This is a genomic window from Streptomyces sp. NPDC093065 (assembly GCF_044754585.1).
Lineage (GTDB): Bacteria > Actinomycetota > Actinomycetes > Streptomycetales > Streptomycetaceae > Streptomyces.
Map to the genome: position 1 here is coordinate 506,321 of NZ_JBIVPJ010000001.1, position 13,564 is coordinate 519,884.

Below are 13,564 nucleotides of genomic sequence, written 5' to 3' on the forward strand. Positions count from 1 at the left end.
CCCGCTCGCGCCGACCGCCAGCCCTCGGCACCCGAGAAACCGCCCACTCACCCCTTGGAGGAACGGCCCGGCACACGTCCCCCGACCCGGGGAACCTCGGACAGTCCGGCACACGGACCCCGGCCCGACCGGCCCACCCCCGGCTCCCGGCGAGGCGCGATGCGGGCACGCCCCGACCCGGCACGCCAGACGGCACAACCCACGGCCCCCGGCCCCGCGAACCCCGCCCGCTCGCGCCGACCGCCAGCCCTCGGCACCCGAGAAACCGCCCACTCACCCCTTGGAGGAACGGCCCGGCACACGTCCCCCGACCCGGGGAACCCGGGCGGTGCAGCGTCCGGTCGGCCCCTGGTCCGGCTGGCTCCGCCCGCTCGATCGCGGACGTCCGGCCCTCGCGCCGCGCGCAACCCTTCCGTCACCGCCCACGGCGCCCGGCGGACCCGGGCGGTCCGGTACACGGATCGTGGTCCGGCAGGTGCCGTGTGCTCGGGGCCGGGCCGTGTGTCAGTCGTCGTCCCGGTGGCGGCGATCGCGGTCCTCGCGGCGCAGTTCGCGGTGCTCGCGGCGTTCCTCGCGGTGCTCGCGCACCATGTCGCGGTGGTCCTCCAGCATCCTGCGGTGGGCCCCCTCCGCGTCCTCCCGGACGGCGGAGTGCAGCTCCCTGCGGGCGGCCTTGCGATCCAGCTTCTCCTGCCGGCGCTCTTCCCTCAGCCGCTGCCGCTCCGCCCGCGTCACCTTGCGCTCCACGCCGACGCCGCCCCAGAAGGCGAAACCCGTCACGACGACGCGCGGGGCGCCCGGGTCGCCGGGGACGCCCTCCTCCCGGTGGTCGAAGCCGCCCATGATGCCGATGCCGCGCACGATCACCTCGACGCCCGGCGGCACGATCACCTGCATCCCGCCCATGATCGCGACGCAGTTGATCACGACCTCCCCGGCCGAGAAGTCCGCCTCGCGCAGATCGATCTCCCCGCCGCCCCAGAACGCGAAGCAGTTGAACCGCCTCGGCATCGTCCAGCGCCCCTTGCGCTGGAAGCCGGACATCACCGCCACCGCCCAGGTCGAGGAGCCCTCCCCGCCGGTGATCCGCCCCGCCCAGCCCCCGTCCCGCTCGGGCTCCTTGGTCATCGACACCCGGGGTGCCGCGGCCACCGTGCCGACCGGCAGATCACGGGTGATCGGCGCCAGCTCCCCGTAGGTCCGCGCCCGGTACGTGGCGTCCAGCCGCTCCTCGAACTCGGTCATGTCCAGGCGTCCCTCGGCGAGGGCGTCGCGCAGGACCTCGGCGACTCGTTCACGGTCGGCGTCGGATGCGCGGAGTTCCGGGGCGTCGTCGGTCATGTGCAGCAGCCTACGAGGTCACCGCGCCGGACACTACGCGCCCGCGCGTTCCGCGTACATCTTCGCGATCACCGACTCGATGTCCGGCTCCCGCACCGACAGGTCCACCAGCGGATACCGGGCCGCGATCCGCGCCACCAGCCCGGCCGCCGACGCCGACGCCGGGAACGCCAGCCACTGCCGCGGCCCCTCCACCCGCACCACCCGCGCGGGCTCCGGCGCCTCGATCGGCGGCAACTCCCGTTCCAGGTCGACCACCAGGGTGCGTTCGCTCTCCCCCGCCTCGTGCAGGCCCTCCAGCGCACCGTCGTACATCAGCCGCCCGTGGTCGATGACCATGACGCGCGAGCACAGCTGCTCGATGTCCTGGAGGTCGTGCGTGGTCAGCAGCACCGTCGTGCCGCGCTCCGCGTTCAAGTCCCGCAGAAAACCGCGCACCTTGGCCTTCGAGACCACGTCGAGCCCGATCGTCGGCTCGTCCAGGTACAGCACGTCAGGATCGTGCAGCAGCGCCGCAGCGATGTCCCCGCGCATCCGCTGCCCCAGGGAGAGTTGCCGCACCGGCACGTCCAGCAGCTCCCCGAGCTGGAGGAGTTCGACACAGCGGTCCAGGTTCTCCCGGTAACGGGCGTCGGGGATGCGGTACATGCGGTGCATCAGCCGGTACGAGTCGATCAGCGGCAGGTCCCACCACAGCGTCGTACGCTGCCCGAAGACCACACCCATGCGGTGCGCCAGCCGGGTCCGCTCCCGGGACGGGTCGATGCCGGCCACCCGGAGCCGGCCGCCGCTCGGCGTCAGGATGCCGGTGAGCATCTTGATCGTCGTCGACTTCCCGGCGCCGTTCGGGCCGATGTAGCCGACCATCTCGCCGCGTGACACCGTGAACGACAGCCCGTCCACGGCCCGCACCTGCCGCCGCTCCCGCTTCATGAAGCCGGTCTTCTTGCGCACGTCGAAGACCTTCTCCACACCGTCCAGCTCGATGAAGGCCGCCGCACCCGCCTCCGTCACCGTCACGGCCCCCGGCTCCTCCCCCGACTCCGACTCCGACTCCGCCGTCCCCGCCATGTCCGCCATCTCCGTCAGCTCCCCGTGCTCCGGTACGAAAGCAGGCCCGCGCGCCAGGCGATCCCCGCCAGCGCACAGCAGGCCGCGGCCGCGAGCGGCGGCGTGAAGGCCACCCACTCCGGCAGGTCCAGCGGATACGGCCGCCCCAGCACATAACTCGCCGGCAGCCAGTTCACGAACGCCAGCGGCACCACGAACGTCGCCCCGCGCACCAGGTCGAGCGCGAACACCGTCGGCGGATACTGCAGCATCGTCGTACCGCCGTAGGTGAACGCGTTGGACACCTCCGACGCATCCTGCGCCACGAACTGGAACGCCGCCGCCGCCACGAACACCGCGCAGAAGATCCCCGCCCCGCTGAGCAGCGCCACCGGCATCAGCAGCAGCCTCCCCGCCGTCCAGTCGACGTCGAGGACCACCAGCGCGTACCCGAGCACCAGCAGCCCCTGCGTCACCCGGCCCAGCCGGCGCAGCGCGAACCGGTCCGCCGCCACCTGCGCCAGCACCGGCACCGGACGCACCAGCAGCGTGTCCAGCGTGCCGTCCCGCACCCGGCGCCCCAGCCGCTCCATCGAGCCGATCGCCAGGTCGGCAAGGCCGAAGGACACCCCGGACAGCCCGTACAGGAACGCCACCTCGGGCAGCGACCAGCCGCCCAGCGCGTCCACGCGGGAGAACATCAGCAGGATCGCCACGAAGTCCAGCGCGGTCATCGCGAAGTTCCCGAACGTCGTCAGCGCGAAGGACGTCCGGTACGCCATCGTCGACCTGATCCACATCCCGGCGATCAGCCCGTACGCGCGCACCCCCTCCACGACCCGCCCGCGCCGCACCTCCGTGCCGGCCACCTCAGCCACCCTGGACCACCACCCGTCGCGTCGCCGCCGACTGCACCAGCCGCCCCAGCGCCAGCAGCGCCACCGCCCAGGACGCCTGGAACAGATACGTCCCCAGCGGATCCGCCTCCCCGAGGAGCACGTCTGCCGGCGCCTGGAGCAGCGACGACCACGGCAGCGCCCGCACCACCTCGCCGAGCGCCCCCGGGAACACGTTCAGCGGCAGCAGCATCCCCGAGCAGAACAGCCCCGCCAGCCACGCCATCTGCGTCACCCCGGTCCCGTCCAGCAGCCAGAACGCCGAGAGCGCCACCAGATAGCGCAGCGCGAACCCCACCAGCATCGCCAGCACCAGCGTCACCAGGAACGCCACCCACACGGACGCCTCCCGCGGCAGCGCCACCGGGAAGAACAACGATCCGAACACGAACGGCACCACCCCGCGGCCCAGCAGCTGGAACAGCGCCCGGCCCACGTCCGCCGCCAGCCACCACACCTGAAGATCGACCGGACGGTACAGATCGACCGCGACGTCACCCGTACGGATGCGCTCCATCAGCTCGTCCTCGAACCCCCCGCCGCCGATCGCCAGGGCCGCCAGCAGCGCCTGCCCCAGCCACACGAAGGTCACCGCCTGCGCCTGGTCGTACCCTCCGAGCTGCGGTTTCTCGTCCCACAGCGCCAGATACGTGTAAACCAGGATGAGTCCGAAAACGGTGTTGGTGAACACCCCGGCCGCAGTGGCCGCCCGATACGTCGCGTACCGTCGGAATCCACCCGCCGCGACGGCCACGTACAACCGCCACGAGCCCGCACCCACAGCCCTCCCCCTCCGATCGGCACCGAAGCGCAGGAGCCTAGTGCGACCGCCAAGGCCACTGCCACGGAATTTCACGGGTGTGCCGTCGAGTGGGAACGGAACCCACGGTGCGAGAGTCTTCTTCAGAAGAACTCAGACGTACGAAAACCGTACGAAATGAAACAGGAGTCCGTGCACGAGATGAGCGACGAGCCGCAGCCGCAGCAGCAGCCGCAGCAGCCGAACCGGGGCTGGGCGTCGGGAGCACCGGACGCCTCAGGGAAGACGAAGAAGGCCAAGCGGCCGAGGCGCACCGGCTGGCGCCGGCTGATCCCCACCTGGCGCATCGTGCTGAGCACCGTCGTCGTCGGCCTGCTGCTGATCGTCGGCGGCTTCTTCCTCGGCTACCACCTCGTGCAGATCCCGCCGGCCAACGCGCTCGCCACCAAGCAGTCCAACGTCTACCTGTACGCCGACGGCAGCGTCCTCGCCCGTGACGGCGAGGTCAACCGCGAGAGCGTCGGCCTCGCCCGCATCTCCAAGGACGCCCAGCACGCCGTGCTCGCCGCCGAGGACCGCGACTTCTACACCGAGTCCGCCATCGACCCCGGCGCCATGGTCCGGGCCGGCTGGAACACCGCCACCGGCAAGGGCAAGCAGTCCGGCTCCACGATCACCCAGCAGTACGTCAAGAACTACTACCTGGGCCAGGAGCAGACGGTCACCCGCAAGGTGAAGGAGTTCTTCATCTCGATCAAGCTCGACCGCGAGAAGAGCAAGAGCGAGATCCTGGAGGGCTACCTCAACACCAGCTTCTTCGGCCGCGGCGCCTACGGCATCCAGGCCGCCGCCCAGGCCTACTTCGGCATCGACGCCAAGGACCTCACCGCCGCCCAGGGCGCCTACCTCGCCTCCCTGCTCAACGCCCCCAGCCAGTACGACGTCGTCGCCCACCCCGAGAACAAGCCCGCAGCCCGGGCCCGCTGGAACTACGTCATGAACGGCATGGCCGACAAGGGCTGGATCAGCGCCTCCGACCGCGCCGCCGCGAAGTTCCCCGAGCCCAAGCAGTCCACCGTCTCCACCAACATGTCCGGACAGCGCGGCTACGTCGTCAACATCGTCAAGAAATACCTGTTCGAGAACGGCATCGTCGACGAGGAGGAACTCGGCCGCGGCGGCTACCGCATCACCACCACCCTCCAGAAGGACAGGCAGGACGCCTTCGTCAAGGCCGTCGACGACAAGCTGATGTCCCAGCTGGACCAGAAGGAACGCAAGGTCGACACCTACGTCCGCGCGGGCGGCGCCTCCGTCGACCCGAAGACCGGCAAGGTCGTCGCGATGTACAACGGCATCGACTACGTCAAGCAGTACACACCCAACGCCACCCGCCGCGACTTCCAGGTCGGCTCCACCTTCAAGCCCTTCGTGTTCACGTCCGCCGTCGAGAACCACTCCGAGACGCAGGACGGCAACGCCATCAACCCGAACACCCGCTACGACGGCACCAGCGAACGCCCCGTCCAGGGCTGGGACGGCGGCCGCTACGCCCCGGAGAACGAGGACCACCGCGACTACGGCCACGTCACCGTCCGCGAGGCCACCGACAAGTCCATCAACGCCGTGTACGCCCAGATGGCCGTCGACGTCGGCTCCGACAAGGTCAAGCAGACCGCGATCGATCTCGGGCTCTCCAAGAACACCCCCGAGCTGACCCCCTCCCCCTCCATCGCCCTCGGCGTCGCCACCGCCAGCCCCCTCGACATGGCGGAGGCCTACGCGACCATCGCCAACCACGGCAGGCACAGCACCTACACGCTGGTCGAGAAGGTCACGAAGGACGGCAAGCAGGAGGTCGACCTGCCCGAGCGGCGCGAACACCAGGCCGTCAGCCGCGAGGCCGCCGACACCACCACGTCCGTCCTGCGCAGCGTCGTCGAGAACGGCACCGCCACCGCCGCCCAGGCCGCCGGCCGCCCCGCCGCCGGCAAGACCGGCACCGCCGAGGAGGACACGGCCGCCTGGTTCGCCGGCTACACCCCCGACCTCGCGACCGTCGTCGCCGTCATGGGCCAGGACCCGAAGACCGCCGCCCACAAGTCCCTGTACGGTGCCACGGGCCTCGCCCGCATCAACGGCGGCGGCGCCCCCGCCGAGATCTGGAGCGAGTACACCCGCAACGCCCTCAAGGGCGAACCGGTCACCGACTTCGACCTCCGGCTCCAGGCGGGCGCCGACGTCACCGCACCCCCGAGCAGCGACGCCTCGGACGAACCCGGCGACGGCGACGAGAGCGGCGGCAGCGACCCGGACGACCGGTCGACCGGCGACGAGGACGGCGGCGACACCCCGGGCGACTCCGGCAGCAGCACCCCGCCCGGCGACTCCGGCGGCACCGACACCGGCCCCCCGTCGACCGGCGGCGGCACCCCCGGCACGGGCGGGCCCAGCACCGAGCCTGGCCCCACGGGCGGCGGCGACTCGGGCGGCGACGACTCCTCGAACGGCGGTACGGGGCCGGGCGGCGGGGACACGACCGGCGCCGGCGGCGGCGACCCGGACACCTCCGCCGGCACGATCGCCGGCATCCCCGTCACACCCCGGCGTCAGTGACCGGAGGTCGCCTTCAGCCCCACCACGGCGACCAGCAGCAGACAGATGAAGAAGATCCGGGCGGCGGTCGCGGGCTCACCCAGCACCACCATGCCGAGCACCGCCGCCCCGGCCGCGCCGATGCCCACCCACACGCCGTAGGCGGTACCGATGGGCAGCGTCCGGGCGGCGTACGACAGCAGCACCATGCTCGCGACGATCCCGGCACCGGTGAACACACTCGGCCACAGCCGGGTGAAACCGTCGGTGTACTTCATCCCGATCGACCAGCCGACCTCGAGCAGACCGGCGACGAAGAGCAGAACCCACGCCATGACAGGCACCTCCGTGAACGAACTGAACGGGGTGCGTCGTCTTTTCCTTCATCCCGGTACGGCGCGTCTCGTCGGGGTGCTTCCCAAGGTAGCAAAGACAGGAGAAAGGGGCTGGTGACCTTGATCACCAGCCCCTGAAGTCCGACCCGGACCCGTGATTCAGAGGTACAGCCCGGTGGAGTCCTCCGACCCCTCGAACCGGTCCGCCGCCACGGCGTGCAGATCGCGCTCGCGCATGAGCACGTAGCCCACGCCCCGCACCTCGACCTCGGCACGGTCCTCCGGGTCGTACAGCACCCGGTCGCCCGGCTCCACGGTCCGTACGTTCTGCCCGATCGCGACGACCTCGGCCCAGGCCAGCCGCTTGCCGACGGCCGCCGTCGCGGGGATCAGGATGCCGCCCCCGGAACGCCGCTCGCCCTCGCCGGTGTCCTGCCGCACGAGCACGCGGTCGTGCAGCATCCGGATGGGCAGCTTGTCGTCCTGGGTACCGGACTCGTTTCTCTTGGCGCTCACGCCCCGAACCTACCTGCTCCCGCTCAGCGCCCGCGCCGCCGGGTGCCGCCGAACGCGAGCAGCCCCACGACCCCGACCACCACCAGCGCGGCCGGCACGACCCGCTCCATCCGCGGGGCGCCCTGCTCGTCCACGAACTGCGCCCTCACATCGCTGACCACCCGGTTGACCTGGACGTACGCCCGCCCAAGGGTGTGATCGACGCTGGAGGCGACCTTGGCCTTCGCGTCGTCGACGATCGTCTTCGGGTGCACCCGCATCCCGAGCTCGTCGAGCGTCTCGGCCAGCACCTCGCGGCGGCGCTTGATGTCCGCCTCGATCTGCGCCGGGGTTCTGATGTCCGACGTGTCCGCCACCGTACGCCTCCGAAGTCCTCTGACACTGTCCCGGACAGTCTGTCAGCTCCAGGCCCGCTCGCACTGTCAGGACCCCCCGTTACGCTGACCCGATGAGCGAGCGACTCCAGCCCGGGGACCAGGCCCCGGCCTTCACCCTCCCGGACGCCGACGGCAACGAGGTGTCCCTGTCCGACCACAAGGGCCGCAAGGTCATCGTCTACTTCTACCCTGCGGCGCTTACCCCCGGCTGCACGAAGCAGGCGTGCGACTTCACGGACAACCTGGAGCTGCTGGCCGGCGCCGGGTACGACGTCATCGGCATCTCCCCCGACAAGCCGGAGAAGCTGGCCAGGTTCCGCGAGACCGAGTCCCTGAAGGTCACCCTCCTCGCCGACCCGGACAAGAAGACCCTCGACGCCTACGGCGCCTTCGGCGAGAAGAAGAACTACGGCCGCACCTACATGGGCGTCATCCGCTCCACGGTCGTCGTGGACGAGGACGGCAAGGTCGAACGCGCCCTCTACAACGTCCGCGCCACGGGCCACGTGGCCAAGATCATCAAGGACTTGGGGATCTGAGTTCCCTTTCGGCGGGGCTCGTACCGAAGCTTTCCGGTACGAGCCCTTCCGCATGCCGTGCGTGACTGTCCGATAACCGGTTCGTTACTCCGTACGAGGCCGTGAACGCGTGGCCGGGACGGAGGGGTGCGATGGGGGCGAGTGCGTACACGCGAGAGCGCCTGGAGGAAGCGGCCCGGGGGGCGCGGACGTTGTCGGAGGCGTTGGTGCGGCTGAGGGTGGATCCGAAGAGTTCGACTCGGCGGTATGTCTTGGCGCGGATGAAGAGGCTGGAGGTCGACACCTCCCACTTCCAGCGTGAGGGAGTGAAGTGGACCCGGGAGCTTCTCCAGGAAGCAGTCACAGCTTCGACGAACATGTGCGAGGTACTCCGACATCTCGGACTGGAGGTAGTCGGCGGACACCACACGCACATCAGCCGACGCATCAAGGCCTACGACATCGACATCTCGCACTTCCGGATGCCGGCCCGGAAGGGGAAACCCTGGCGCCCCCGGACGCCTGAAGGCTTGCTCGTCGAGCAGGCGCCCGCCGAAGCGAGGCGTATCCCCGGCGATCGCATCAAGTGGGCGATGGCGGCCGTGGGCGCATCCGAGCGGTGCGCCCTCTGCGGTAACGACGGCATGTGGCACGGACGCCCGATCCCCTTGGAGGTCGACCACATCGACGGTGACTGGCGCAACAACCGTATCGAGAACCTCCGACTCCTGTGCCCGAACTGTCACTCGATCACGGACACTTACCGGGGACGTGGCAAAGGGCGTACAAGCCGATGAGCAGTGGCGCGCACTACACACGTGACCGGCCTTCTGGTGAGGAACTGCGTGCCGCAGTCGCCGAATCCGTTTCAATCGCGAGTGCGCTCCGTCGACTGGGGCGTGCCGACAGCGGTGCGCAACGCGCCCGCTTGCGTCGATGGATCGCTGACGACCATCTTTCGACAGCGCACTTCTTGGGGCAGGCACATCGACGAGGCAGGCCCAGCACGGCCACCCCGCTCAGACAGCCTGAGGACATCTTGGTCAAGCACACCGGTGAACGCCGAACGAAGACCGCATTGCTGCGTCGGGCGCTCTGCGCAGTTGACGTACCCAACAAATGCGACGAGTGCGGTACAGACCCCGAGTGGCTCGGCAAACCCCTGACTCTGGAAGTGGACCACGTCAACGGGGACTGGAGCGACGATCGACAGGAGAACCTGCGGTTACTGTGCCCCAACTGTCACGCCGCCACTGCCACCTGGTGCCGCGGCGGCCGACGGCGGCATACTCTGCCCAGTAAAGTAGGCCCGGTCGAGCGCCCGTACGCCAACAGGCCGAGCGGCAATCTTTAGGTGGTTGTGTTTGTCGGTTCGAATCCGACCGGGCGCACAGGGCCCTGTACCTACGCTTCGTAGGTACAGGGCCCTCATTCTTGAGTCAGCTCAACAGCTCCCGTACCACCGGCACCAGGGCCCTGAACGCCTTGCCCCGGTGGCTGATCGCGTTTTTCTCCGGTGCCGTCAGTTCTGCGCAGGTGCGGGTCTCGCCGTCCGGCTGGAGGATCGGGTCGTAGCCGAAGCCGTTCGTGCCGGCGGGCTCGTGGCGGAGGGTGCCGCGGAGTTGGCCCTCGACCACCCGCTCCGTGCCGTCGGGCAGGGCCAGGGCCGCCGCGCAGGCGAAGTGGGCGGCGCGGTGGTCGTCGGCGATGTCGGCGATCTGGGCCAGGAGGAGGTCGAGGTTGGCCTTGTCGTCGCCGTGGCGGCCGGCCCAGCGGGCGGAGAAGATGCCCGGGGCGCCGTTCAGGACGTCGACGCAGAGGCCGGAGTCGTCGGCGACGGCGGGGAGGCCGGTGGCCTGGGCGAGGGCGTGGGCCTTGAGGAGGGCGTTCTCGGCGAAGGTGACGCCGGTTTCCCTGACGTCGGGGATCTCCGGGTAGGCGTCCGCTCCGACGAGGTCGTGGGGCAGGCCCGCGTCGGCGAGGATGGCCCTCAGTTCGGTGATCTTTCCGGCGTTGCGGGTGGCGAGGATCAGGCGGGTCATGGGGTCCAGTATCCCGGACCCCGCTCCCGGCCCGGCCGAGCCCTCGCTACGGCGTGCAGACCTTGGTCAGTTCGCCCGCCGCGTCGGTGACGGGGCTGAGGTCGGGGGTCTCGTCGCCGTTCCGCACGGAGGTGCGGACGTTGCCGACGGCCTTGCCGAGGTCGTCGACGGCCTGGTTGACGTCGGCGTTGTCGGTCTGGTCGCCGATCTTGTCGAGGTTCTTGTCGATGGAGTCGAGGGACTCCTCCCACTGCGTGGGGTCGTCCGTGTTCTCCACGGCCTGCTGGAGCTCGGTGACGCTGTCGGCTATCGCGTCGGCCGTGCGTACGCAGTCGAGTGCCTTGTCTACGGCGTCGCAGCCGGTGGTGAGTCCGGCCGTCAGGGCGACGGTCGCCAGGGTGGCGGCGGTGACTGCGGTGCGGCGAAGGCTGCGGTGGCGGCTCGCGGCCATGGGTCTCGGTCCTCCCCTTGGGACAGGGCCGGGCGGCCCGTGTGCGGTGCGGCGTCGGGCGCACGGCGAGGTGTGCCGTGCGCCCGTGGTGCTGTACTGCTAGGGACGCGCCGGTGGGCGGCCGAGTTGCGCCGCCTTTGGCGTTTCCTTTACCCGCTTTACCTTTCGAGGGCCGCGTCGAGCGCCTTGCGCTGGAGTTCGGCGAGCTCGGTGCAGCCCGCGGCGGCGAGGTCGAGCAGGGTGTTGAGCTCGTCGCGGGCGAAGGGCTCGGCCTCGGCGGTGCCCTGGACCTCGACGAAGCGGCCGTCGCCGGTGCAGACGACGTTCATGTCGGTGTCGGCGCGGACGTCCTCCTCGTAGCGCAGGTCGAGGAGGGGGGTGCCGTCGACGATGCCGACGGAGACGGCGGAGACGGTGCCGGTGAGCGGCTTGCGGCTGGGCTTGATCAGCCTCTTGGTGTGCTGGGCCCAGGTGATGGCGTCGGCCAGGGCGACGTAGGCGCCGGTGATGGCGGCGGTGCGGGTGCCGCCGTCGGCCTGGAGGACGTCGCAGTCGAGGACGACGGTGTTCTCGCCGAGCGCCTTGTAGTCGATGACGGCGCGCAGGGAGCGGCCGATGAGGCGGCTGATCTCGTGGGTGCGGCCGCCGATGCGGCCCTTGACGGACTCGCGGTCGCCGCGGGTGTTGGTGGCACGGGGGAGCATGGCGTATTCGGCGGTGACCCACCCTTCGCCGCTGCCCTTGCGCCAGCGGGGGACGCCTTCGGTGACGGAGGCGTTGCAGAGGACCTTGGTGTCGCCGAAGGAGACGAGGACGGAGCCTTCGGCGTGCTTGCTCCAGCCGCGTTCGATGGTGACGGGGCGGAGCTGCTGGGGGGTGCGGCCGTCGATTCGTGACATGCGGGTGAGCCTAGCGGCCCATGGGGAAGGGGCCTGTCCCGCAGTGGGAAAGGCCCCTTGCCGGTGAACCGGTGGTTCACATCATGTCTTCGATCTCCGCGGCGATCGGGTCGGCGTCGGTGCCGATGACGACCTGGATGGCGGTGCCCATCTTGACGACGCCGTGGGCTCCGGCGGCCTTGAGGGCGGCTTCGTTGACCAGGTCCGGGTCGTTGACCTCGGTGCGGAGTCGGGTGATGCAGCCTTCGATCTCGTCGATGTTGTCGATGCCGCCGAGGCCGGCGACGATCTTCTCAGCCTTGCTGGCCATGTTCGTTCTCCCTGATCCGAGCCGCTTTGTCGCAGTAACCCACAGTTGGCCCATCTTCGCGAGCGGTCATGCGGTGGGTACCGAATGATGGCGGTCACGAGGACGGAGCCGTCCCGTCTACTGGTCTACACCAGTGTACCGGCGACCGAATGGAGACCGGATGAGTGCCGACAGCACGGTCAGTCCCGCTCGTGTCCGTTGGAACAAGGCGTTCCAGGGGCTGCAGAAGATGGGTCGCAGTCTTCAGCTGCCCATCGCGGTCCTGCCCGCCGCGGGCATTCTCAACCGGCTCGGGCAGCCGGACGTGTTCGGGGACGACGGTCTGGGCTGGACGAACGTCTCGAAGGTGATGACGGGTGCGGGCGGTGCGCTGCTCGACGGGTCGCTGGGGCTGCCGCTGCTGTTCTGTGTGGGTGTGGCCATCGGCATGGCGAAGAAGGCCGACGGTTCGACGGCGCTGGCGGCGGTGGCGGGGTTCCTCGTCTACTTCAACGTGCTGCGGCAGTTTCCGGAGGACTGTCCGGAGGGGTCGACGGCGGTGCCGCAGGTCGGGTGCCAGCCGACCGGCGGCGACGGCGAGGTGACGGCGTTCGTCTTCCAGAACCCGGGTGTCTTCGGCGGCATCGTGATGGGGCTGCTGACGGCGTACTTCTGGCAGCGGTTCCACCGGACGAAGCTGGTGGACTGGCTGGGCTTCTTCAACGGGCGCCGGCTGGTGCCGATCATCATGGCCTTCGTGGCGATCGTGTTCGCGGCGCTGTGTCTGTGGGTGTGGCCGCCGATCGGCGACGCGCTGGAGAGTTTCAGCGACTGGATGACCGGGATCGGCGCGTGGGGCGCGGGAGTCTTCGGCCTGGCGAACCGGGCGTTGCTGGTGATCGGTCTGCATCAGTTCCTGAACGTGCCGATGTGGTTCCAGTTCGGTTCGTACACGAAGCCGGACGGCACGGTGGTGCACGGTGACATCAACATGTTCCTGGCGGGCGACCCGGACGCGGGGCAGTTCACGACGGGCTTCTTCCCGATCATGATGTTCGCGTTGCCGGCGGCGGCGCTGGCGATCACGCACTGCGCGAAGCCGAACCGGCGCAAGGAGGTCGGCGGTCTCATGCTGTCGGTGGGACTGACGTCGTTCGTGACGGGGATCACGGAGCCGCTGGAGTACTCGTTCCTGTTCATCGCTCCGGTGCTGTACGCGGCGCACGCGGTGCTGACGGGTGTGTCGATGGCGGTGACGTGGGCGCTCGGGGTGAAGGACGGGTTCAGCTTCTCGGCGGGGCTGATCGACTACGTCATCAACTGGAACCTGGCGACGAAGCCGTGGCTGATCATTCCGATCGGGTTGTGCTTCGCGGTGGTGTACTACGTGGTCTTCCGGTTCGCGATCACGAAGTTCGATCTGAAGACTCCGGGTCGGGAGCCGGAGGACGAGGTGGAGGACGTCACCAAGGTGTAGACCTCCCGTCCACCTCAC

15 protein-coding genes, 1 tRNA gene and 1 riboswitch are annotated in these 13,564 nt (G+C 69.8%); of the genes, 5 read left to right on the top strand and 11 right to left on the bottom strand.

The annotated features are described in order from the left end of the window. Positions 1–504 precede the first annotated feature (504 nt). The 4 genes from ACIQFU_RS02160 to ACIQFU_RS02175 are packed head-to-tail and all read right to left on the bottom strand — an operon-like array spanning position 505 to position 4,068. A complete protein-coding gene (locus tag ACIQFU_RS02160) occupies positions 505–1,341 on the bottom strand; it encodes a DUF1707 domain-containing protein (protein ID WP_402548323.1) in 837 nt (278 codons plus the stop codon). A 33-nt stretch (positions 1,342–1,374) separates the two neighbouring features. Next, entirely contained in the window at positions 1,375–2,412 is a 1,038-nt protein-coding gene (locus tag ACIQFU_RS02165) for an ATP-binding cassette domain-containing protein (protein WP_402548484.1), read from the bottom strand. 14 nt (positions 2,413–2,426) lie between these two features. Continuing rightward, positions 2,427–3,269 (bottom strand): ABC transporter permease, encoded by an 843-nt coding sequence (locus ACIQFU_RS02170; protein WP_402548324.1) that lies wholly within the window; start codon positions 3,267–3,269, stop codon positions 2,427–2,429. Beyond that, entirely contained in the window at positions 3,262–4,068 is an 807-nt protein-coding gene (locus tag ACIQFU_RS02175; RefSeq protein WP_402548325.1) for an ABC transporter permease, read from the bottom strand. Before ACIQFU_RS02175 ends, ACIQFU_RS02170 begins: the two co-directional genes overlap by 8 nt. A gap of 180 nt (positions 4,069–4,248) precedes the next feature. Here ACIQFU_RS02175 and ACIQFU_RS02180 point away from each other — a divergent pair, with 180 nt between their 5' ends. Beyond that, positions 4,249–6,663, top strand: coding sequence for a transglycosylase domain-containing protein (locus tag ACIQFU_RS02180; protein WP_402548485.1), 2,415 nt, complete (start codon positions 4,249–4,251; stop codon positions 6,661–6,663). Here the strand turns inward: ACIQFU_RS02180 and ACIQFU_RS02185 are convergent. From ACIQFU_RS02185 to ACIQFU_RS02195, 3 genes are all read right to left on the bottom strand, one after another. Then, positions 6,657–6,977: a multidrug efflux SMR transporter gene (locus tag ACIQFU_RS02185; protein ID WP_007388588.1), complete on the bottom strand. Its 321-nt coding sequence runs from the start codon at positions 6,975–6,977 to the stop codon at positions 6,657–6,659. The genes ACIQFU_RS02180 and ACIQFU_RS02185 overlap by 7 nt on opposite strands. 30 nt (positions 6,978–7,007) lie before the next feature. After that, a riboswitch (guanidine-III (ykkC-III) riboswitch) is annotated at positions 7,008–7,075 on the bottom strand. Between the two features lie 61 nt (positions 7,076–7,136). Further along, the gene (locus ACIQFU_RS02190) at positions 7,137–7,493 is read right to left on the bottom strand and encodes a GroES family chaperonin (RefSeq protein ID WP_402548326.1); all 357 of its coding nucleotides are present in this window, start codon (positions 7,491–7,493) and stop codon (positions 7,137–7,139) included. Between the two features lie 23 nt (positions 7,494–7,516). Further along, the gene (locus ACIQFU_RS02195; protein ID WP_402548327.1) at positions 7,517–7,849 is read right to left on the bottom strand and encodes a DUF3618 domain-containing protein; all 333 of its coding nucleotides are present in this window, start codon (positions 7,847–7,849) and stop codon (positions 7,517–7,519) included. A 92-nt stretch (positions 7,850–7,941) separates the two neighbouring features. Here ACIQFU_RS02195 and bcp point away from each other — a divergent pair, with 92 nt between their 5' ends. The 3 genes from bcp to ACIQFU_RS02210 all read left to right on the top strand — a co-directional run bounded on the left by bcp (position 7,942) and on the right by ACIQFU_RS02210 (position 9,779). Continuing rightward, a complete protein-coding gene (bcp, locus tag ACIQFU_RS02200) occupies positions 7,942–8,409 on the top strand; it encodes a thioredoxin-dependent thiol peroxidase (protein ID WP_402548328.1) in 468 nt (155 codons plus the stop codon). Between the two features lie 131 nt (positions 8,410–8,540). Beyond that, positions 8,541–9,185 (top strand): HNH endonuclease signature motif containing protein, encoded by a 645-nt coding sequence (locus tag ACIQFU_RS02205; protein WP_402548329.1) that lies wholly within the window; start codon positions 8,541–8,543, stop codon positions 9,183–9,185. A 520-nt stretch (positions 9,186–9,705) separates the two neighbouring features. Further along, positions 9,706–9,779 (top strand) — tRNA-Leu (locus ACIQFU_RS02210). Positions 9,780–9,827: 48 nt separating this feature from the next. On the opposite strand, the gene rdgB is transcribed toward ACIQFU_RS02210, so the two are convergent. The 4 genes from rdgB to ACIQFU_RS02230 all read right to left on the bottom strand — a co-directional run bounded on the left by rdgB (position 9,828) and on the right by ACIQFU_RS02230 (position 12,090). After that, the gene (gene rdgB / locus ACIQFU_RS02215) at positions 9,828–10,430 is read right to left on the bottom strand and encodes an RdgB/HAM1 family non-canonical purine NTP pyrophosphatase (protein WP_402548330.1); all 603 of its coding nucleotides are present in this window, start codon (positions 10,428–10,430) and stop codon (positions 9,828–9,830) included. A 46-nt stretch (positions 10,431–10,476) separates the two neighbouring features. Next, the gene (locus tag ACIQFU_RS02220) at positions 10,477–10,881 is read right to left on the bottom strand and encodes a hypothetical protein (protein WP_402548331.1); all 405 of its coding nucleotides are present in this window, start codon (positions 10,879–10,881) and stop codon (positions 10,477–10,479) included. Positions 10,882–11,039: 158 nt separating this feature from the next. Then, positions 11,040–11,780 (bottom strand): ribonuclease PH, encoded by a 741-nt coding sequence (rph, locus tag ACIQFU_RS02225; RefSeq protein WP_402548332.1) that lies wholly within the window; start codon positions 11,778–11,780, stop codon positions 11,040–11,042. 76 nt (positions 11,781–11,856) lie between these two features. After that, positions 11,857–12,090 carry a glucose PTS transporter subunit EIIB gene (locus ACIQFU_RS02230; protein WP_007388582.1) on the bottom strand — a complete coding sequence of 78 codons (234 nt, stop codon included), beginning with the start codon at positions 12,088–12,090 and terminating at the stop codon, positions 11,857–11,859. Positions 12,091–12,250: 160 nt separating this feature from the next. On the opposite strand from ACIQFU_RS02230, the gene ACIQFU_RS02235 reads away from it, so the two are divergent. Then, positions 12,251–13,546 (top strand): PTS transporter subunit EIIC, encoded by a 1,296-nt coding sequence (locus ACIQFU_RS02235; RefSeq protein WP_402548334.1) that lies wholly within the window; start codon positions 12,251–12,253, stop codon positions 13,544–13,546. The last annotated feature ends 18 nt before the right edge of the window (positions 13,547–13,564 follow it).

Bases quoted from the DNA above. Each gene is read 5' to 3' on its own strand.
- ACIQFU_RS02235 (WP_402548334.1), top strand. From the start codon at position 12,251: ATGAGTGCCGACAGCACGGTCAGTCCCGCTCGTGTCCGTTGGAACAAG.
- rph (WP_402548332.1), bottom strand. From the start codon at position 11,780: ATGTCACGAATCGACGGCCGCACCCCCCAGCAGCTCCGCCCCGTCACC.
- ACIQFU_RS02205 (WP_402548329.1), top strand. From the start codon at position 8,541: ATGGGGGCGAGTGCGTACACGCGAGAGCGCCTGGAGGAAGCGGCCCGG.
- ACIQFU_RS02165 (WP_402548484.1), bottom strand. From the start codon at position 2,412: ATGGCGGGGACGGCGGAGTCGGAGTCGGAGTCGGGGGAGGAGCCGGGG.
- ACIQFU_RS02185 (WP_007388588.1), bottom strand. From the start codon at position 6,977: ATGGCGTGGGTTCTGCTCTTCGTCGCCGGTCTGCTCGAGGTCGGCTGG.
- ACIQFU_RS02220 (WP_402548331.1), bottom strand. From the start codon at position 10,881: ATGGCCGCGAGCCGCCACCGCAGCCTTCGCCGCACCGCAGTCACCGCC.
- ACIQFU_RS02160 (WP_402548323.1), bottom strand. From the start codon at position 1,341: ATGACCGACGACGCCCCGGAACTCCGCGCATCCGACGCCGACCGTGAA.
- rdgB (WP_402548330.1), bottom strand. From the start codon at position 10,430: ATGACCCGCCTGATCCTCGCCACCCGCAACGCCGGAAAGATCACCGAA.
- bcp (WP_402548328.1), top strand. From the start codon at position 7,942: ATGAGCGAGCGACTCCAGCCCGGGGACCAGGCCCCGGCCTTCACCCTC.
- ACIQFU_RS02180 (WP_402548485.1), top strand. From the start codon at position 4,249: ATGAGCGACGAGCCGCAGCCGCAGCAGCAGCCGCAGCAGCCGAACCGG.
- ACIQFU_RS02230 (WP_007388582.1), bottom strand. From the start codon at position 12,090: ATGGCCAGCAAGGCTGAGAAGATCGTCGCCGGCCTCGGCGGCATCGAC.